Here is an 18,939-nt window from a genome sequence, read left to right on the forward strand (position 1 = left end):
GGACTTCGAGGTAGGCCTGTCCGCGCAGGTGGTGGGGGGCTTGTTCGAGGATGGAGAGCAGGGCGGGTACGGCGCTCTCGTCTCCGACGAGCAGGTGCCAGTCGGCCTCCTCCGGAGGCAGGTAGTACACGCCGTCCGCGAGCATGCCCGCCTCGTCGCCGGGAACGGCGGCGGAGGCCCAGGCCGAGGCGGGACCGGCGTCGCCGTGGTCCACGAACTCGATGTCCATCTCCAGGGCCTCGGGGTCGAAGCGGCGCACCGAGTAGCTGCGCACGTGCGGCTGGCGGCCCGGCGGCATGGCGCGGAGCTGCTCGAACCACCGCTTGCCGGCGTCGGCGGGCATGTGCAGCCGGTCCTGGCCCGCGCGGGGCAGGAACAGGCGCACGAACTGGTCCCGGCCGAGGAAGGCGAAGTCGGCCAGCCCGGGGCCGCCCAGGGTCACCGTGACGAAGTGCTTGCTCAGGCGCTCGGTCCGCACCACACGGGCGCGGATCATGGCGCGGTGGCCGGGCTGTTCGACGCGCACGGGGCTTCTTCCTCCTTGTACTGGGGCACGGGGGCGGAACGCCTCCAGGTGAGGTTAGCCGAACCTTGCTTCGCCCGCGCCGCCCCGACCCCGGCGCCCCTCCAGCGGCGGGGACCGGCTCGCCCCGGCGCGGGCGCGCACTTTCCCCTTCGGCGGCCCGGGCCACACCACTGCGAACCACCCGTTCCGTGACGGCGGAGGTCCGAGTGGCGCGTCTTTCGAGGCTATTGTCCGAAATATGAATCTACGTAGTAAAGATACTGCTTGTGCGTTCTGCCTTCAGCGGGGAGCTTCTCCGGCCGGAGGCCGCGTCCAGAACCGGACACGACTGTCGGCGCCGTGCCGGAGAATCGGCGTATGACACAGCCAGCACACCGACACCACGCCATCGACTACCTGGAGCTCACGGTCACCGACCTGGACCGGGCGCGGCGCTTCTACTCCGAGGCGTTCGGGTGGCGCTTCAACGACTACGGCCCCGGCTACTCGGGCGTCCAGAACCCCGAGGGGCCGGACGCCCCCGAGGCGGGCGGCCTCGCGCTGGGCGAGGAGACGCGCGCGGGCGGCCCCCTCGTCCTGCTCTACTCGGCCGACCTGGACCGCTCGGTCGAGGCCGTGGAGGGCGCGGGCGGCAGCGTCGTGCGGGGCCCCTACGCCTTCCCCGGCGGGCGCCGCTTCCACTTCACCGACCCCAGCGGCAACGAACTGGGCGTCTGGGCCGAGGCATGACGGGCGGGCAGGCCCCCGAGGGGGGAGACCCCGCCGTGGAGCACCTGACCGCGACCCTGCGCCGCCGCCGGGAGGAACTGGCGGGGGCGGTCGGGGTGCGGATCGGCAGCGCCCTGGTCGTGCACGCGCTCGCCACGCACATGTGGGCGGGGGTGCCGGTCCCGGCCGTGGCCTGCCACGCCTCCGTCGACCCGCTGCGGCTGCGCGCCTCCGCCGGGCCGGTGACCTGCCGCCGGTGCCTGGCCCAGAGCGGCCAGGAACGGCAGCGGCAGGTGCCCGGGCAGACCGCGCTGGAGGTGTGACCGGCCGCGGCCCGGGTCCGTCGGCACGCGGGGCGCCGCGCTCCTCCGCCGTCGCGGTGCGCGGGTCCCGCACCCGCTTCGACCTATTGGATAGGCCAATCGTCCTTTGTTGCGGCGTGTTCGCCGGGCCGACTCCGTCCCGGTCACCGCCGCCGCGGGGACGGCCCCTCAGTGTGGTCGAACTCGCGTGAAACGCGTACCGGGCGGTGCCGCGGGGCTTTCTTTGTGGGGTTCCCACAACGCATCGCCTTCGCTATGCGTGGTTCGGCCCATTGGTGTACCCGGCGGTAATCGACCAGGGTAGAAAGGGTAGGTGCAGGCGACGCTCCGAGACCCGGACGTCGCCTTCTGCGCGTGGTACTTGGGAGGCTCAACCGGTGTTCAGTCGTGTCGCCATCGTCAACCGTGGAGAGGCCGCTATGCGCCTCATCCACGCTGTCCGGGACCTCTCAGCGGAAACCGGCACGCGGATCGAGACGGTGGCCCTCCACACCGACGCCGACCGCGACGCCGCCTTCGTCCGCGAGGCCGACGTCGCCTACTCGCTCGGTCCCGCCTCGGCCCGTCCCTACCTCGACCACGCCGTCCTGGAGCGCGCCCTGGTCCGGACCGGCGCCGACGCGGCGTGGGTGGGCTGGGGCTTCGTCGCCGAGGACCCGGCCTTCGCCGAACTGTGCGAGAGGATCGGCGTCACCTTCGTCGGGCCCAGCGCCGAGGCCATGCGCAAGCTCGGCGACAAGATCGGCGCCAAGCTGATCGCCGAGGAGGTCGGCGTCCCGGTCGCGCCGTGGAGCCGCGGTGAGGTCGCCACCCTGGAGGAGGCGCTGCGCGCCGGTGAGGAGATCGGCTACCCGCTGATGCTCAAGGCGACCGCGGGCGGCGGTGGTCGCGGTATCCGCATGGTCGCCTCGGGCGAGGACCTGGCCGAGGCCTACGAGCGCACCAGCCAGGAGGCGCTGCGCGCCTTCGGCTCCGGCGTGGTCTTCCTGGAGCGCCTGGTCACCGGCGCCCGCCACGTCGAGGTCCAGATCATCGCCGACGGGCAGGGCACGGCGTGGGCGCTGGGCGTGCGCGACTGCTCGGTGCAGCGGCGCAACCAGAAGATCATCGAGGAGTCGGCCTCCCCGGTCCTGGACGCGGAGCAGACCGCGCACCTGAAGGCGTCGGCCGAGCGGCTGGCGCTGGCCGTGGACTACCGCGGTGCGGGCACCGTCGAGTTCCTTTACCACCCGGGCGAGAGGCTGTTCGCGTTCCTGGAGGTCAACACCCGCCTCCAGGTCGAGCACCCGATCACCGAGATCACCACCGGCACCGACCTGGTCCGGCTCCAGCTCCACGTGGCCGCCGGCGGCAAGCTGGAGGGCCCCCAGCCGGTCGAGTCCGGCCACGCCGTCGAGGCCCGGCTCAACGCCGAGGACCCCGACCGCGACTTCGCGCCCGCTCCGGGCCGCATCGCGCGCCTTTCCCTGCCCGCCGGTCCGGGGGTGCGCGTGGACACCGGTGTGCGCGAGGGCAGCACCATCCCGGCCGACTTCGACTCGATGATCGCCAAGGTCATCGCCTACGGCCGCGACCGCGAGCAGGCGCTGGGCAGGCTGCGCCGCGCGATGGCCGAGACCACGGTGATCATCGAGGGCGGCGCGACCAACAAGAGCTTCGTGCTCGACCTGCTCGACCAGCCCGAGGTGATCGACGCCAGCGCCGACACCGGCTGGATCGACCGCGTGCGCGCCCAGGGGCGCCTGGTCAGCCACCGCCACTCCGCGGTCGCGCTGGCCGCGGCCGCGATCGAGGCCTACCGGGACGAGGAGGAGGTCAGCCGCCAGCGGCTGCTGTCCACCGCGCACGGCGGCCGCCCGCAGGTGCAGCACGAGAGCGGCCGTCCGCTGGACCTGAAGCTGCGCGGCGTGGGTTACCGGGTGAGCGTGGCCCGCGTCGGGGACCGGCGGTTCCGCGTCGGCGTCTCCGGCGGCGGTGACGTGCACCCGGCGGACGTGGAGGTCGAGCGCTTCGACGCGCACAGCGGCCAGATCGTGGTCAACGGCCACCGGTTCCGGCTGGTGTCGGCCACGCACGGGCCGGTGCACCTGGTCGAGGTGGACGGGGTCACCCACCGGATCAGCCGCGACGAGGGCGGTGTGCTCCGCTCCCCGGCGCCCGCCCTGGTGGTGGCGACGCCGTTGGCGGTGGGCGACGAGGTCGAGTCCGGCGCGCCCGTCCTGGTGCTGGAGAGCATGAAGATGGAGACGGTGCTGCGCGCGCCGTTCCGCGCCCGGGTGCGCGAGTGCCCGGTGTCGGTGGGCAGCCAGGTCGAGACCGGTGCGCCGCTGATGCGGTTGGAGCCGCTGTCCGACGGGGACGCCGAGGAGGCGGAGTCGGACACGGAGGCCGTGGCGATCGAGCTGCCCGAGGAGGCCGGTGAGGCGTCCGTGGCCGAGCGCGTGGAGCGCGGCCTGCAGGACCTGCGAGGTCTGCTGCTGGGCTTCGACGCCGACCCGCACGACCGCGGGCGGGTGCTGGCCGACTACCTGGCCGCCCGCGCCGAGCTGGGCGGGCGTCCGGTCGAGGGCGAGCTGGACCTGTTCACCGTGTTCGCCGACCTGTGCGAGCTGAGCCGCAACAAGCCGGGCGGTGAGCTCGACACCGAGCCGCACAGCTCGGTGCACAGCCCGCGCGAGTTCTTCCACAGCTACCTGCAGAGCCTGGACGTGGAGCGAGCCGGGGTGAGCGAGGGCTTCCGGGCCAAGCTCACCCGGGTCCTGGCCCACTACGGGGTCGAGGACCTGGACCGTACGCCGGAGCTGGAGGCCTCGGTCTTCCGGATCTTCCTGGCCCAGCAGAACACGGGCGCCGCGCTGGCGATCGTGTCGGAGCTGCTGCGCCGCTGGCTGGCTGGCGGTCCGCCCGCGGAGGCGCTCAGCGAGCGCGCCGGGCTCGCACTGGAGCACCTCGTGGAGGCCACGCAGGTGCGCTTCCCGGCGGTGTCGGACCTGGCTCGCGGTGTGGTCTTCCGCTGGTTCGCCCAGCCGCTGCTGCGCCGCAACCGGGCCCGGGTCTACGCCTCGGTGCGCGACGACCTGCGCCACCTGGACCGCGACCCGGACGCGCCGGACCGGGCGGAGCGGATCCAGGCCATGGTGGCCAGCGCCGAGCCGCTGGTGCGGCTGGTCGGCCAGCGCATGGGGCGGGTCGGGCGCGACCACGCCCCGCTGCTGGAGGTGCTGACCCGCCGCTACTACGGCAACCGGGGGCTGTCCGGGGTCGCCGCGCGCGAGGTCGGGGGCTGCCGGTTCGTCACCGCCGACCACAACGGCGCGGGCGGTCCGACGCGTGTGGTCACGACCGCCGTGGACATCGCCGCCCTGCCCGGCGCCGTCGGCGCGGTCGGCGAGCTCGCCGCCGACGTGGCCGAGCACGGCCTGGTGGCCGACCTCTACCTCACCTGGGAGGACCAGCCCGACGCCGACGCGATGGCGGTGCGGCTCGGCGGGCTCCTGGCCGAGCACCCGCTGCCCGCGGGCGTGCGCCGGGTCACCGTCACCGTCGCCGGTACCAGCGGCGCGGTGATGCACCACCACTTCACCTTCCGCCCCGAGGGGGACGGCTTCGCCGAGGACCGGCTGATCCGGGGCCTGCACCCGCAGATCGCGCGGCGCCTGCAGTTGCAGCGCCTGCGTGAGTTCGACCTCACCCGGCTGCCGTCGGCCGACGAGGAGATCTACCTGTTCCGGGCGGTGGCCAAGAGCAACCCGGCCGACGAGCGCCTCTTCGCTATGGGCCAGGTCCGCGACCTGACGCCGCTGCGCGAGGCGGACGGGCGCCTGGTCGCGCTGCCCGCGCTGGAGGACACGGTCACCGGGTGTCTGGACGCGATCCGCAATATCCAGGCGCAGCGTCCGCAGAACCGGCGCTTCGACACCAACCGCATCATGATGTACGTGTGGCCGGCGACCGAGCTGACCCCTGAGGAACTGGAGACGCTGGTCCAGCGGCTGCTGCCGACCACGGCCGGGGCGGGGCTGGAGGAGGTCCAGTTCCTGGCCCGCCAGCGCACCTCCTCCGGTGAGCTGACCGAGGTCGCGGTGCGCATCAGCCTGGACCAGGGCCAGGACGCGCGGGTCCACGTCGAGGAGCCCTCGACGGAGCCGGTGCTGCCGCTGGACGACTACCGCCAGAAGGTGCTGCGCGCGGCCCGGCGCGGGACCGTCTACCCCTACGAGCTGACCGGTCTGCTGTCGGGTCCGGGCGGCGGTTTCACCGAGTACGACCTGGACGGCAACGGCGTGCTGGTCCCGGTGGACCGGCCGCGCGGGCACAACTCCGCGGCGATCGTGGCCGGTGTGGTCACCACGCCGACCGTGCGCCACCCCGAGGGGGTCACGCGCGTGGTGCTGCTGGGCGATCCGACCAAGGCGCTGGGCGCCCTCTCGGAGCCCGAGTGCTCGCGGGTGATCGCCGCGCTGGACCTGGCCGAGTCGATGCGGGTGCCGCTGGAGTGGTTCGCGCTGTCGGCGGGCGCGCGGATCTCGATGTCCTCGGGCACCGAGAACATGGACTGGGTCGCGGCCGCGCTCAAGCGGATCGTGGAGTTCACCCAGGACGGCGGCGAGATCAACGTCGTGGTCGCGGGCATCAACGTCGGCGCCCAGCCGTACTGGAACGCCGAGGCGACGATGCTCATGCACACCAAGGGCGTCCTGGTGATGACGCCGGACTCGGCGATGGTGCTCACCGGCAAGCAGTCGCTGGACTTCTCCGGCGGGGTCTCGGCCGAGGACAACTTCGGCATCGGCGGCTACGACCGGGTGATGGGCCCCAACGGGCAGGCGCAGTACTGGGCGCCGAACCTGGCCTCGGCCCGCGAGATCCTCATGGCGCACTACGACCACACCTACGTCGTGCCGGGGGAGGAGGGGCCGCGCCGGGCCAGGACCCTGGACCCGGTCGACCGCGACGTCTCGGCGTTCCCGCACGCGGTGGCCGGCAGCGACTTCGCGACCGTCGGCGAGATCTTCTCCGCCGAGCACAACCCGGACCGCAAGAAGCCCTTCGACATCCGCACGGTGATGCGTGCGCTCTCGGACCAGGACCACGCGGTGCTGGAGCGCTGGGCGGGCATGGCCGACGCCGACACGGCGGCGGTGCAGGACGCGCACATCGGCGGCTGGCCGGTGTGCCTGGTGGGGATCGAGTCGCGGTCGGTGCCGCGGCACGGCTTCCCGCCCACCGACGGGCCCGACACCTACACCGCGGGCACGCTGTTCCCGCGTTCGTCCAAGAAGGTGGCGAGGGCGATCAACGCGGCGTCGGGCAACCGGCCGCTGGTGGTGCTGGCGAACCTGTCGGGGTTCGACGGCTCGCCGGAGTCGCTGCGCAAGCTCCAGTTGGAGTACGGGGCCGAGATCGGGCGGGCGATCGTCAACTTCGACGGTCCGATCGTGTTCTGCGTGATCTCGCGGTACCACGGCGGCGCGTTCGTGGTGTTCTCCAAAGCGCTCAACCCGAACATGACGGTGCTCGCGTTGGAGGGGTCGTTCGCCTCGGTGCTGGGCGGGGCCCCGGCCGCGGCCGTGGTGTTCGCCGGTGAGGTCAACACGCGTACCGCGAGCGACCCGAGGGTGACGGGGCTCCAGGAGCAGGTGTCGGCGGCCAGCGGCGTCGAGCGGGCCGCGCTCAACGCGCGGTTGGCGGAGACGCAGTCCTCGGTGCGGGCGGAGAAGCTCGGCGAGGTCGCCGCGGAGTTCGACCGGGTGCACAGCATCCAGCGCGCGGTCGAGGTGGGTTCGGTGGACGCGATCATCAGCGCCGCCGAGATGCGGCCGCGCATCATCGAGGCGATCGAGCACGGCATGAAGCGTTAGGCAGTGTTTTTTTGGACCTCCGCTTCGGTCCGTGTTCGGGCGCCCGGAGAACAGGGGCCTTCGGCGCCTACGGCGGGTTCGCCGGTTCCTCGCGAACCCGCCTCCGGCACCTCCAGAACCCTGTGGGCGCCCGAACGGACCCCTCCGAGCTGAGGCCCGGTTGAAAAGCGGAACCCGGGGCCGCGCACGCGGGGCGGGGGTGCGGCGGGAGGCCGCGGCCCCGCCCCGTCCGTGCGGTCAGCGGATCTTCTCGCCGTACACGTGGTCGACGGGCATGGTCATGAGCACCCTGCGGTCGGAGACCATGGCCGACCGGTACTCCTCCCAGTCGGGGTGCTCCCCGGCGGCGAGGCGGTAGTAGTCCACCAGCGAATCGACCTCGGGGCCGTGCGGGTCGGTGCCGGGTCCGGTGAGGGTGGCCACGCCCTCGGCGGTGGCCCACGCCCAGCCGTCGGCGCTGGTGACCTGCAGGGTGGCGCGCGGGTCGCGGCGCAGGTTCGCGGTCTTGGCCCGGCCCTCGGTCATGGAGACGTGCAGCAGGTCGGTCTCGGCGTCGTAGAAGGGCTGGACGGGGGAGAGCTGGGGGCGGCCGTCGGCCTTGATGGTGGCCAGGACGCCGAGCCTGCTCCGGGCGAGCAGTGCGCGCGGGTCGAACGTCGTCTCGGTCATCTCCGAAAAACCCCTCTCGGCCGGATGCTGGTGCTGCGGGGCCGTGTGCGGCCGGTCACGAGCCTATCCCCGGGAACGCGCGACGGCTCGGTCCTCGCCGCGCGGCTCACACCGCCGTGTCCTTGGGCCGGGGACCGTGCGACCGGGCCCGCAGCCCGGCGCTCCGGGCCACCCGTGTCCGCTTCGGCCGGGGCGAGGGCGCGGCCTGAGAACTCCGACGCCTCCCCCTGAACCGCGATGACCAGGGCGGGCGCCGGAGCGGTGGCGCGGGTGCGGCCCCTGTGCGCCTTCCGGCGGCGGAGGGCCGAGGCGGCCTTGATAGTCTGCCCGGGCCAGTCGTACCACGTACGTGGTCAGGGAATCCGGTGCGAATCCGGAACTGACGCGCAGCGGTGAGGGGGACGGGCGGGGTACTCACGCCACTGGGGCGGAGGCCGCGGAGACCACGGCGTCGAAGCGGCACCGACCTGGGAAGGCACCCCGTCCGGGCGAACCCGAGTCCGAAGACCTGCTGGCCCCTCCGCGTCGAGTGCGCGGAGGCGTCCCGTGCCAGGCTCCGCGTTCGAGCCCCGACTTCCAAGGCATGCCCATGCTCCGCCGCGCCCTGTACCCTCTTCCCCTCCTCCTCGCCTCATCCCTGGCCCTGACCGCCTGCGGCGCTCCCGCGGACGGCGGTGGCGAGGGGGCGGAGTCCGCCGCCGGAACCGGATCCGCCCCCGCGGTCGACAACTGCGGGCACGAGGTCACCGTCGCCTCCCCGCCCGAGCGCGTCGTCTCCCTCAACCAGGGCAGCACCGAGATCCTGCTCTCCCTGGGGCTGGCGGACCGCCTCGTCGGTACCGCCACCTGGACCGATCCGATCATGGAGGGGCTGGAGGAGGCCAACGGGGGCATTCCCCGCCTGGCCGACAACGCCCCCTCCTTCGAGGTGGTCCTGGACGCCGAACCGGACTTCGTGACCGCCTCCTTCGTCTCCACGCTCGGCACGGGCGGCGTCGCCACCCGCGAGCAGTTCGAGGAGCTGGGCGTGCCCGCCTACGTCTCCCCGACCGACTGCGCCGCCGGCAAGGACAACGACAGCGGGGGAGACGGCTCGCGCAGCGAGCCCCTCACCCTCGACGCCGTCTACGGCGAGATCCGCGACCTGGCCCTGCTGTTCGGGGTCGAGGAGCGCGGGGAGGAGCTGATCGCGGAGCTGGAGGGGCGGGTGGCGGCGGCCACCTCGGACCTGGACGCCTCCGGCGTCTCCCTCGTGTACTGGTTCGCCAACTCCCAGTCGCCCTACCTCGCGGGCTGTTGCGGCGCCCCCGGCGCCATCACCCGCGCGGTCGGCGCGCGGAACGCCTTCGACGACACCCACGACGAGTGGCCCCAGATCAACTGGGAGACCGTCGCCGACCGCGACCCCGACGTCATCGTCCTCGGTGACCTGACCCGCGACTCCCAGACCGCGGAGTCCGCCGACGCCAAGATCGCGTTCCTGGAGTCCAACCCCGCCACGAGCAACCTCACCGCCGTGCGCGAGGAGCGCTACGTCCTGCTCAGCGGCCAGGCCATGAACCCCTCGATCCGCACGGTCGAGGGGATCGAGCAGGTCGCCGAGGGTCTGCGCGGCCTCGGGCTCGGCCGGTGAGCGGTGCGCGTCTGGCGCTGCTCTCCTGCGGTGGACTGGTGCTCCTGGCGGTGTCGGTCTCGGTCGCGGTGGCCATCGGCCCCGCCGACATCACCGCGGCCGAGGTGTGGAGGTCGGTCGCCGCGCGGCTGGGGTTCGGGGAGAGCGGTCTGTCGCCGCTGCGCGAGGGCATCGTGTGGGACCTGCGCATGCCCCGCACCCTGCTGGCCGCGGTGTGCGGGGCGGGGCTGGCGCTGTGCGGGGCGGTCATGCAGTCCCTGCTGCGCAACCCGCTGGCGGACCCCTTCGTGCTCGGGGTGTCCTCGGGGGCCTCCACCGGGGCGGTCGCCGTGCTGGTGCTGGGATGGGGCGGAGCGGTGGTGTCGCTGTCGGCGGGCGCCTTCGTCGGCGCCCTGCTCTCCTTCGGGCTGGTGGTGCTGCTCGCGCACACCCTGGGCGCGAGCATGGACCGCGTGGTGCTGTCGGGGGTGGCCGCCATGCAGCTGTTCTCGGCGCTGACCTCGTTCATCGTGCTGACCTCGGCCGACGCCGAGACCACGCGCGGGGTGCTGTTCTGGCTGCTGGGCTCCCTCAGCGGCGCCGGGTGGGACGACGTGGTGCTGTGCGCGGCGGTGCTGGCCGGTGTGCTCGCCGTGTGCCTGGCGCACACCACCACCCTGGACGCGTTCGCCTTCGGTGAGGAGGCCGCGGCGAACCTGGGCGTGCGGGTGGCCCGCGCCCGCATGGTGCTGCTGTGCGCCACGGCGCTGCTCACCGCGGCCCTGGTCAGCGCGGCCGGGGCGATCGGCTTCGTGGGGCTGGTCCTGCCGCACGCGGCCCGCGCGCTCACCGGCGCGGCCCACGCCAGGCTCCTGCCGGTCACCGCGCTGGCGGGCGCCGTCTTCCTGGTGTGGGTGGACACGGTCGCCCGCACCGCGCTGGACCCCCAGGAGATCCCGGTGGGGGTGGTGACCTCCCTCATCGGGGTGCCCGCCTTCGTCGCCGTGCTCTACCGAGCCAGGAGGCGCACGTGATCAGTTCCGACCGGACCCGAACCCCGACCCGCGACCGAGGCGGCGCGTCGACCGAGGCGCCCGGCGCGGCCGGGCTGCGCGCCGAACGGGTGAGCCGCCTGATCGGCGGAGCGCTCGTCCTCGACGGCGTCACCCTCGCTCCGCGCTCCGGCCAGACCGTGGGACTGCTCGGCCCCAACGGTTCCGGCAAGTCCACGCTGCTGCGGCTGCTCTCCGGGGTCCTGGCGCCCTCCGCGGGCGTGGTCGCCCTCGACGGTGAGCAGATCGGCCGGACCTCGCGCCGGGCGGTGGCGCGGCGCGTGGCCGCCGTCGAACAGAACGCGCACACCCAGACCGAGCTGACCGTCCGCGACGTGGTGGCCCTGGGGCGCGTTCCCCACCGCCGCGCCTGGACGCCCATGTCCGCGGCCGACGCGGGCGCAGTCACGGCGGCACTGGAGCGCACCGGCCTGACCGCCATCGCCGACCGGTCCTGGCACACGCTCTCCGGCGGCGAGCGCCAGCGCGCCCAGATCGCCCGCGCCCTGGCCCAGGAGCCGAGCGAACTGCTGCTCGACGAGCCGACCAACCACCTGGACATCCAGTACCAGCTCGACCTCATGGAACTGGTCGCGGGCCTGCCGGTCACCACCGTCATCGCCATGCACGACCTCAACCTGGCCGCGATGTACTGCGACCGGCTGCTGGTGCTGCGCGGTGGGCGCGTCGTCGCCGAGGGCGCGCCCCCGCGGGTCCTGACCCCCGCCCTCATCGAGGAGGTCTACGGGGTCCGGGCCGAGGTCGAGACCGGGCCCGGGCACCCGGTGATCCGCTTCCTGCGAAGCGGCGCCGCGCCGCCGCGCCACAGTGACGCCCCCGCCGCCGAGGCGCGGGCGACCCCCGGACCCGAGCGGTCCGACCGACGACGGAACACCAACCCCGAGGGAGGAATCCGGCCATGACGGTACGGATCGCACTGCTGTCCACCTCCGACACCGACCTGCTCTCCGCGCGGGCCAGCGACCGCGCCTACGCGTGGGCCAACCCCTCACGCGCCTCCGACACCGAACTCACCGGCGTCGTCGGGGGCGCCGACCTGGTGGTGGTGCGGCTGCTCGGCTCCCCGCACGACCTGTGGCCGGGCCTGGCCGCCGTCCGGGAGCGGGGCACACCGCTGGTCGTCCTGGGCGGCGAGCAGCAGCCCAGCGCCGAACTCATGGAGCACTCCACCGTCCCGATCGGCCTGGCGGCCGACGCCCACCGCTACCTGGCCGAGGGCGGCCCGGCCAACCTCGCGCGCCTGCACGCCTTCCTGTCCGACACCGTGCTGCTGACCGGCGAGGGGTTCGAGGCGCCCGCCCCCGTCCCGCTGTGGGGCTTCGCGGAACGCGACCGGCCCCGGGCCGCGGGCCTCCCCTCCTCCGCCGTCTCCGACGACGGGTCCCCGACCGCGGGCCCCTCCTCCGACGGGAACCTGCCGAAGGTGGGCATCCTCTACTACCGGGCTCACGAGGCGGGCGGCAACACCGCCTTCGCGCACGCCCTGGCCGACGCCGTGGACGCCACCGGGCAGGCCGTGGGCGTGCCCGTGTTCGCCGGGTCGCTGCGCTCGGCGCCCGACGAGCTCTACGATGCGCTCGGCGGCTTCGACGCCCTGGTGGTCACCGTCCTGGCGGCGGGCGGCAGCGTTCCCGCGTCCGCGAGCGCGGGCGGGGACGACGAGGCGTGGGACGTGGAGCGGATGGCGGCCCTGGACGTCCCCGTCCTGCAGGGGTTGTGCCTGACGAGTCCGCGCGCGGACTGGGAGGCCTCCGACGACGGCGTCACCCCGCTGGACTCGGCGAGCCAGATCGCCATCCCCGAGTTCGACGGCCGCATCATCACCGTCCCCTTCTCCTTCAAGGAGATCGACCGCGACGGCCTGCCCCGCTACGTCGCCGACCCCGAGCGCTGCGCCCGCCTGGCCGGGATCGCGGTCGCCCACGCCCGGCTGCGGCACGTGCCCACCGCCGACAAGCGCGTCGCCGTCGTCCTGTCCGCCTACCCCACCAAGCACTCGCGCATCGGCAACGCCGTCGGGCTCGACACGCCCCGCTCGCTGGTGCGCCTGCTGCGCCGGATGCGCGACGAGGGCTACGACCTGGGAGAGCCCGGCGCCCTGCCCGGCCTGGACCTGCCCGACGAGACCGAGGCCGGGGACGCGCTGATCCACGCCCTGATCGCGGCGGGCGGCCAGGACGAGGACTGGCTGACCTCCGTGCAACTGACCGACGCCCAGGTGCGCATCACCCCCGAGGAGTACGCCGCCTGGACCGGGGGCCTGCCCGCCCCGCTGCGGGAGGCGATGAGCGAGGCGTGGGGCGCCGCGCCCGGCAGCCTCTACGTCAACGACTCGGGCGAGCTGGTCCTGGCCGCGATGCGCGCGGGCAACGTCGTCGTCCTCGTGCAGCCCCCGCGCGGCTTCGGCGAGAACCCGATCGCGATCTACCACGACCCCGACCTGCCCCCCAGCCACCACTACCTGGCCGCCTACCGGTGGCTGGAGCACGGTTTCGGCGCCCACGCCGTCGTCCACCTGGGCAAGCACGGCTCGCTGGAGTGGCTGCCCGGCAAGAACGCCGCGCTCTCGGCCGCCTGCGCCACCGACGCGGTGCTCGGCGACCTGCCGCTCGTCTACCCGTTCCTGGTCAACGACCCGGGCGAGGGCGCCCAGGCCAAGCGCCGAGCACACGCCACGGTCGTGGACCACCTCATCCCGCCGATGGCCCGCGCCGAGTCCTACGGCGACATCGCCCGTCTGGAGCAGTTGCTCGACGAGCACGCCAACATCGCGGCCATGGACCCGGCCAAGCTGCCCGCGGTGCGCGGTGAGATCTGGTCGCTGATGCGCGCGGCCGAGATGCACCGCGACCTCGGCCTGGAGGAGCGGCCCGACGACGAGGAGTTCGACGACTTCCTGCTCCACGTGGACGGCTGGCTGTGCGAGATCAAGGACGCGCAGATCCGCGACGGCCTGCACGTGCTCGGCGAGGCGCCCGGGGGACAGGCCCGGGTGAACCTGGTCCTGGCCGTCCTGCGCGCCGCCCAGGTGTGGGGAGGGGTGGGGGCCTCGGTGCCCGGTCTGCGTTCGGCGCTGGGGCTGAAGGAGGACGCGCCCGCCGCCGAGGTCGACCGGGTGGAGGCCCTCGCCCGCGGGCTCGTCGAGCGGATGGAGGCCGCGGGCTGGGACCCGGCCGCCGCGTCCGGCCTGCACGAGGACCCCGGGGTGCGCTCCGTCCTGGAGTTCGCCGCCGCGCAGGTGGCGCCGCGCCTGGCCCGCACCACAGACGAACTCGACCACGCCGTCCACGCCCTGGCGGGCGGCTTCGTCCCGGCGGGCCCCTCCGGCTCCCCGCTGCGCGGCCTGGTCAACGTGCTGCCGACCGGCCGCAACTTCTACACCGTCGACCCCCGCGCCGTCCCCTCCCGGCTGGCCTGGCAGACCGGGCAGGCCATGGCCGAGTCCCTGCTGCGCCGCCACCTCGAGGAGACCGGGACCTACCCCGAGTCGGTGGGCCTGTCGGTGTGGGGCACGTCGGCGATGCGCACCTCCGGCGACGACGTGGCCGAGGTGCTGGCGCTGCTGGGTGTGCGCCCGGAGTGGGACGAGGCCTCGCGCCGGGTGTCGCGGCTGGACGTGGTGCCGCTGGAGGAGCTGGGCCGCCCGCGCGTGGACGTCACGGTGCGCATCTCCGGCTTCTTCCGCGACGCCTTCCCGCACGTCGTCGCCATGCTCGACGACGCCGTGAACCTGGTTGCCGGCCTGGACGAGCCCGAGGAGGACAACTTCGTGCGCGCCCACACCCGCGCCGACCTGGCCGAGCACGGAGACCGGCGCCGCGCCACCACCCGTATCTTCGGCTCCGCGCCCGGCTCCTACGGAGCGGGCATCCTCCAGGTGGTGGAGTCGGGCACCTGGCGCGACGACCGCGACCTGGCGGAGGTCTACACGGCCTGGGGCGGCTTCGCCTACGGGCGGGGCCTGGACGGCGTCGCGGCGGCCGACGACATGCGCGCCAACTACCGGCGGATCAAGGTCGCGGCCAAGAACGTGGACAGCGCCGAGCACGACATCGCCGACTCCGACGACTACTTCCAGTACCACGGAGGCATGATCGCCACCGTCCGCGCCCTCACGGGCGCCGACCCCAAGGCCTACGTCGGCGACTCCACCTCGCCCGACGCGGTGCGCACCCGCACCCTGGCCGAGGAGACCGCCCGCGTGTTCCGGGCCCGGGTGGTCAACCCGCGCTGGATCTCGGCCATGCGCCGGCACGGCTACAAGGGCGCCTTCGAGCTGGCCGCCACGGTCGACTACCTCTTCGGCTTCGACGCCACGGCCGGTGTCGTCCACGACTGGATGTACGACAAGCTCGCCGCCGAGTACGTGCTCGACGCCGAGACCCAGGAGTTCCTGCGCCGCTCCAACCCGTGGGCGCTGCACGGTATCGTCGAGCGGCTGCACGAGGCCGCCCGGCGCGGTCTGTGGGCCGAGCCGGACCCGGCGACGATGGACGCCCTCCAGGAGGTCTACCTGGAGGTCGAGGGAGACCTGGAGGACCGGTCCGAGTGAGGGTGCGCATCCTGGGCATCGGCATGGGGCCGCGGCACGTCACCCCCGAGGCCGCCGACGCGCTGCGCGGCTGCGACTACGCGGTGGCCGCCCGCAAACGCGGGGACGACGGGCTGCTGTCCCTGCGCCGGGCCGTGTGCGAGGCGCACGGCGTGCCGCTGGTCGCGGTGCCCGACCCCGAGCGCGACCGCGACGACCCGCGCGACTACGCGGCCGCGGTGGCCGCCTGGCACGAGGCGCGGGTCGCCGCCTACGAGCGGGTGCTGGGCGAACGCGGCGGCACCGCGGCGTTCCTGGTCTGGGGCGACCCGGGGCTGTACGACTCCACGCTGCGGATCGTGGAACGGATCGCCGAGCGGGGGGCCGTCGATGTGGAGTACGACGTGCTCCCCGGCGTCAGCGCCCCCCAGCTCCTCGCGGCGCGGCACCGGATCGTGCTGCACGAGGTGGGCCGTCCGGTGCACGTGACCCCCGCGCGCCTCCTGGGCGAGGCGGTGGCGGCGGGGCAGGACAACATCGTCGTCATGCTCGGGGGCGAGGCCGTGCTCGGGGGCGAGCTGGCGTTCGGGGAGCTGAGGGACTGGACGGTCTGGTGGGGCGCCAACCTGGGCACCGACACCGAGGAGCTGGTCGCCGGGCGGGTCGGCGCGGCCCTGCTCGACATCGCCGCGCGCCGCAGGAGGGCCAGGGCGCGGGCGGGCTGGGTGATGGACGTCGCGCTGTTGAGGAGGCCGGTGTGAGCGGTGCTGGAACGGGGGCGGGGCTGCTGATCGCCGGGACCACCTCCGACGCGGGCAAGAGCGTGGTCACCACCGCCCTGTGCCGGGCCTTCGCGCGCCGAGGCGCGCGGGTCGCCCCCTACAAGGCGCAGAACATGTCCAACAACTCCATGGTCTGCCACGGCCCCGACGGCCGTCCGGCGGAGATCGGCCGTGCCCAGTGGGTGCAGGCCCTGGCCGCACGCGCCGTGCCCGAGCCCGCCATGAACCCCGTGCTCCTCAAACCGGGCACCGACCGGCGCAGCCACGCCGTCCTGCTCGGCCACCCCGCCGGGGACGTCTCCTCGGCCGACTGGGAGGCAGGCCGCCGCCACCTGGCCGAGGCCGCGCACGCCGCCTACGACGACCTCGCCTCCCGCCACGACGTCGTCGTCGCCGAGGGCGCGGGCAGCCCAGCCGAGATCAACCTGCGGGCGGGCGACTACGTCAACATGGGCCTGGCCCGGCACGCGGGCCTGCCCGTGGTGGTGGTCGGCGACATCGACCGGGGCGGCGTCTTCGCCGCGATGTACGGCACGGTGGGTCTGCTGGAGTCCGCCGACCAGGAGCTGGTCGCGGGCTTCGTGGTCAACAAGTTCCGCGGGGACCCCGGGCTGCTGCGGCCCGGCCTGGAGGACCTTGAGCGGCTCACCGGCCGCCGGGTCTACGGCACCCTGCCGTGGGACCCGGGGCTGTGGCTGGACTCCGAGGACGCCCTGGACCTGGAGGGCCGCCGCACGCGCGGGGGAGCGGGGCTGAGGGTGGCCGTGGTGCGCCTGCCCCGGATCAGCAACTTCACCGACGTGGACGCCCTCGGGCTGGAACCGGGCCTGGACGTCGTCTTCGCCTCCGGCCCGCGCGACGTGGCCGACGCCGACCTGGTCGTCCTGCCCGGCACGCGCTCCACCCTGGCCGACCTGGCCTGGCTGCGCTCGCGCGGGCTCGACCGGGCGATCGTCGAGCACGCCCGGTGCGGTCGGCCGCTGCTGGGGATCTGCGGCGGGTTCCAGATGCTCGGCCGCACCGTCACCGACGCCGACGGGGTCGAGGCCGAACCCGGGGCGCGCGCGGACGGCCTCGGGCTGCTGGACGCCCGGACCGACTTCACCGCGGACAAGACCCTGCGCCTGCCCTCGGGGGAGGCGCTCGGGGCGCCCGCGCACGGCTACGAGATCCACCACGGCCGGGTCACGGTCGGCGGCGGCGCGGAGGGGTTCCCGGGCGGCGCCCGAGCGGGCAACGTCTTCGGCACCATGTGGCACGGCAGCCTGGAGGGCGACGCGTTCCGCGCCGCCTTCCTGACCGAGGCGCTGGGCTGCGCGCCCTCCGGGGTGCGCTTCGCCGACGCCCGGGAGCGGCGCCTGGACCTGCTCGCCGACCTGGCGGAGGAGCACCTGGACGTGGACGCCCTGCTGGCCCTGGCCCGCGAGGGCGCCCCGGCGGGTCTGCCCGTGCTGGCCCCGGGAGCCCCGCCCGCCGCCCGTGCGCGGCGCGGGCCCGGAGCGGAGGTGTCCCGGTGAGACTGCTGCTTCTGGGGGGAACGTCCGAGGCCCGTGAGCTGGCCGCCCTCCTGGTCGAGGCGGGGGTGGACGTGACCACGTCGCTGGCCGGGCGGGTGGCCCGGCCCCGCCTGCCGGTGGGCCGGGTCCGGGTCGGCGGCTTCGGGGGAGTGCCGGGCCTGCGCGCGGCGCTGGCCTCCTACGACGCGGTGGTGGACGCCACCCACCCCTTCGCCCTGGGCATGACCGCCAACGCGGCGGCGGCCTGCACGGACCTTCCCCTGCTGCGGCTGGAGCGGCCGGGTTGGGACCCCGACCCGGCCTGGCGGTACGCCGCCACCCACGAGGAGGCGGCGGAGCGGGCCGCGGAGCTCGGGGAGCGGCCCTTCCTCACGGTGGGCCGCCAGGAACTCGCCCGCTTCGTGCCGAGGCTGGAGCGGCGGGCGGTCCTGGCCCGGGTGGTGGACGTCCCCGAACTCGTGCTTCCCGGCACGTGGTCCCTGCTGACCAGCCGGGGGCCGTACACCCTGGACGGCGAACTGGACCTGATGGGCGGGCACCGCGCGGACGTGCTGGTCACCAAGGACTCCGGCGGCGCCTACACCCGGCCCAAGATGGAGGCGGCCGGGCTGCTGGGCGTTCCGGTCGTGGTGGTGCGGCGCCCGCCGGGTCCGACCGGTGTGCCCACCGTCCACGACGTGGCCGCGGCGTTCGCCTGGGTGACCGCCCTGGGGTGAGAGAAGAACGTGGGACGGTCGCGGGCGTCCCACGCGGGCCGCGTCAGCGGGCGAACCGGCTCTTCAGTTCGTCGGTGTCCAGGATGATCCCGGTGCCGGGGATTTCGACCCTGTCGCCGTAGACGTGCCTTGACCGGTCCTGGTACTCACCGTGTTCGGGACGGGAGTGCACCACCACGGCGTTCACGTCACGGTCGACCAACAGGTAGGCGGGGATTTCGGCGGCGGCGTAGGCAGCGGGCTTCTCGACCCGGTCGCGGGCGTGCGTGTCGGCGTCCCAGGAGGTCACCCCGATGACGGCGAGAACCCCGTCGGGCTCGGCCCATTCGCCTTGGCCGTCGAAGTAGCCGACCGGTGTCAGGGTGCCGTCGGGGCGGGCGCGTCCGTTGCGGTAGGTGTCGACCTTCAGGCCTTGGCCCTGTGTGAGGTCCAGGTCGGGCCGGTGTGCCATGAACTGGCGGAACAGCCACGTCAGGATGCTGTTGCGGTCCCCGTCGGTCACGCCTTCGGCCCAGATCTTTCCGTTGATGTATTCGAGTTCGACGTCCTCGCGCTCGGCAGCCAGGGCGATGGGCTCGAACTGTTGGACTGTGACGGATGGGTGGGTGGGCGGTGGGTGGT

At 74.2% G+C, this 18,939-nt stretch carries 13 protein-coding genes and 1 riboswitch; of the genes, 10 read left to right on the top strand and 3 right to left on the bottom strand.

The features are described 5' to 3' along the window. Window positions 1–526, bottom strand: a 526-nt coding sequence (locus ABD54_RS18840; RefSeq protein ID WP_047870828.1) for a siderophore-interacting protein, incomplete at its 3' end; no start/stop codon positions are given. 357 nt (window positions 527–883) lie between these two features. Between ABD54_RS18840 and ABD54_RS18845 the strand changes: the two genes are divergently transcribed. The 3 genes from ABD54_RS18845 to ABD54_RS18855 all read left to right on the top strand — a co-directional run bounded on the left by ABD54_RS18845 (window position 884) and on the right by ABD54_RS18855 (window position 7,418). Continuing rightward, on the top strand, window positions 884–1,255 hold the full coding sequence (locus ABD54_RS18845) for a VOC family protein (protein ID WP_047870829.1): 372 nt from the start codon (window positions 884–886) through the stop codon (window positions 1,253–1,255). Then, entirely contained in the window at window positions 1,252–1,557 is a 306-nt protein-coding gene (locus tag ABD54_RS18850) for a hypothetical protein (RefSeq protein WP_047870830.1), read from the top strand. The genes ABD54_RS18845 and ABD54_RS18850 overlap by 4 nt, the downstream gene beginning before the upstream one ends. A 377-nt stretch (window positions 1,558–1,934) precedes the next feature. Next, window positions 1,935–7,418 carry a carboxyl transferase domain-containing protein gene (locus tag ABD54_RS18855; RefSeq protein WP_047870831.1) on the top strand — a complete coding sequence of 1,828 codons (5,484 nt, stop codon included), beginning with the start codon at window positions 1,935–1,937 and terminating at the stop codon, window positions 7,416–7,418. 237 nt (window positions 7,419–7,655) lie between these two features. On the opposite strand, the gene ABD54_RS18860 is transcribed toward ABD54_RS18855, so the two are convergent. Then, window positions 7,656–8,087, bottom strand: coding sequence for a PPOX class F420-dependent oxidoreductase (locus ABD54_RS18860; RefSeq protein ID WP_047870832.1), 432 nt, complete (start codon window positions 8,085–8,087; stop codon window positions 7,656–7,658). A 316-nt stretch (window positions 8,088–8,403) separates the two neighbouring features. Continuing rightward, window positions 8,404–8,618: riboswitch (cobalamin riboswitch) on the top strand. Window positions 8,619–8,676: 58 nt separating this feature from the next. Here ABD54_RS18860 and ABD54_RS18865 point away from each other — a divergent pair. From ABD54_RS18865 to ABD54_RS18895, 7 genes are all read left to right on the top strand, one after another. Then, window positions 8,677–9,720 carry an ABC transporter substrate-binding protein gene (locus tag ABD54_RS18865; RefSeq protein WP_047870839.1) on the top strand — a complete coding sequence of 348 codons (1,044 nt, stop codon included), beginning with the start codon at window positions 8,677–8,679 and terminating at the stop codon, window positions 9,718–9,720. Then, window positions 9,717–10,733, top strand: coding sequence for an iron ABC transporter permease (locus ABD54_RS18870; RefSeq protein ID WP_047870833.1), 1,017 nt, complete (start codon window positions 9,717–9,719; stop codon window positions 10,731–10,733). The genes ABD54_RS18865 and ABD54_RS18870 overlap by 4 nt, the downstream gene beginning before the upstream one ends. Before the next feature lie 74 nt (window positions 10,734–10,807). Next, on the top strand, window positions 10,808–11,674 hold the full coding sequence (locus ABD54_RS18875; RefSeq protein ID WP_047870840.1) for an ABC transporter ATP-binding protein: 867 nt from the start codon (window positions 10,808–10,810) through the stop codon (window positions 11,672–11,674). Beyond that, entirely contained in the window at window positions 11,671–15,324 is a 3,654-nt protein-coding gene (gene cobN, locus ABD54_RS18880; protein ID WP_047870834.1) for a cobaltochelatase subunit CobN, read from the top strand. The genes ABD54_RS18875 and cobN overlap by 4 nt, the downstream gene beginning before the upstream one ends. After that, the gene (gene cobF, locus ABD54_RS18885) at window positions 15,321–16,064 is read left to right on the top strand and encodes a precorrin-6A synthase (deacetylating) (protein ID WP_047870835.1); all 744 of its coding nucleotides are present in this window, start codon (window positions 15,321–15,323) and stop codon (window positions 16,062–16,064) included. The genes cobN and cobF overlap by 4 nt, the downstream gene beginning before the upstream one ends. After that, window positions 16,061–17,602 (top strand): cobyric acid synthase, encoded by a 1,542-nt coding sequence (locus ABD54_RS18890; RefSeq protein WP_047870836.1) that lies wholly within the window; start codon window positions 16,061–16,063, stop codon window positions 17,600–17,602. The genes cobF and ABD54_RS18890 overlap by 4 nt, the downstream gene beginning before the upstream one ends. Continuing rightward, complete coding sequence (locus ABD54_RS18895; RefSeq protein ID WP_047870837.1) at window positions 17,599–18,318, top strand: cobalt-precorrin-6A reductase; 720 nt, start codon at window positions 17,599–17,601, stop codon at window positions 18,316–18,318. Before ABD54_RS18890 ends, ABD54_RS18895 begins: the two co-directional genes overlap by 4 nt. 43 nt (window positions 18,319–18,361) lie before the next feature. Here ABD54_RS18895 and ABD54_RS18900 read toward each other — a convergent pair. Next, the coding region (locus ABD54_RS18900) for a Uma2 family endonuclease (protein ID WP_047870838.1) at window positions 18,362–18,939 on the bottom strand (578 nt) is incomplete at its 5' end.

The sequence above is a fragment of the Nocardiopsis sp. RV163 genome (assembly GCF_001029525.1).
GTDB classification, from domain to species: domain Bacteria; phylum Actinomycetota; class Actinomycetes; order Streptosporangiales; family Streptosporangiaceae; genus Nocardiopsis; species Nocardiopsis dassonvillei.

Coding starts and splice junctions, on each gene's coding strand:
- ABD54_RS18845 (WP_047870829.1), top strand. CDS start 884: ATGACACAGCCAGCACACCGACACCACGCCATCGACTACCTGGAGCTC.
- ABD54_RS18850 (WP_047870830.1), top strand. CDS start 1,252: ATGACGGGCGGGCAGGCCCCCGAGGGGGGAGACCCCGCCGTGGAGCAC.
- ABD54_RS18860 (WP_047870832.1), bottom strand. CDS start 8,087: ATGACCGAGACGACGTTCGACCCGCGCGCACTGCTCGCCCGGAGCAGG.
- ABD54_RS18865 (WP_047870839.1), top strand. CDS start 8,677: ATGCTCCGCCGCGCCCTGTACCCTCTTCCCCTCCTCCTCGCCTCATCC.
- cobN (WP_047870834.1), top strand. CDS start 11,671: ATGACGGTACGGATCGCACTGCTGTCCACCTCCGACACCGACCTGCTC.